This window comes from Rubneribacter badeniensis (genome assembly GCF_002899695.1).
GTDB classification, from domain to species: Bacteria; Actinomycetota; Coriobacteriia; order Coriobacteriales; family Eggerthellaceae; genus Rubneribacter; species Rubneribacter badeniensis.
In genome coordinates, this window is record NZ_PPEL01000169.1 from 1 (window position 1) to 770 (window position 770).

A 770-nucleotide genomic window follows, 5' to 3' on the forward strand; every position below is an offset into this window, starting at 1 on the left:
GGGCGGGCGGGTGCGGCGAGCGCAGCCCGAGGCGGCCCCGCTCTTCGGCGGAGAGGGCGGCGAACGCCTCGGCCGTCCATTCGCGCTCCACGCGCCCCGCGCGCATGAAGATGAAGCGGTCGGCCGCATCGGCCAGATAGGCCAGCCGATGCTCGGCCACCAGCACCGCCGCGCCGCGTTGCTTGGCGGTGCGGATGAGGCGCGCGAGGTCGTCCATCGCGGCAGGGTCGAGGTTGCTGGACGGCTCGTCCAGCACGTAGGCGGCGGGGCGGCACGTGTGCGCGCCCGCGAACGCCACGGCTTGCTTCTGCCCGCCGGACAGCGCGAAGATGTTGCGGTCGAGCAGGGCCTCTATGCCCAGCTCCCGCGCGGTGGAGGCCATGCGCGCGTGCATTTCGGCGCGGGGCACGGCCAGATTCTCCATGCCGAAGGCGATCTCGCCGGTGGTGTCGAGGTTGAAGAACTGCGTGCGCGGGTTCTGGAACACGCTGCCCACCCGCTCGGCCACCTCCCATTGCGAAAGGCTCTGGAGCGGCGCGCCGCCCACGCGCACCTCGCCTCGGCGCTCGCCCTCGTAGAATTCGCCCGCAAGCCCGTTCGCCAGCCGCGTGACGGTGGTCTTGCCGCAGCCCGATTCGCCGCACAGCACCACGCATTCGCCCGCCGCCACGGAAAGGGTCACGTCCTCGGCGCTCGGGCGCGTCGCGCCCTCGTAGGTGAACGTGGCGCCGCGCAACTCCAGCACGGGCGGGGCGGGCTTGGGCTGCGGG

The 770-nt window shown here is 73.1% G+C and carries 1 protein-coding gene; it reads right to left on the bottom strand.

The genetic code is table 11. From position 1 onward, the window contains the following. Positions 1 to 745, bottom strand: a 745-nt coding sequence (locus C2L80_RS13490; protein WP_129589977.1) for an ABC transporter ATP-binding protein, incomplete at its 3' end; no start/stop codon positions are given. Between the last annotated feature and the right edge of the window lie 25 nt (positions 746 to 770).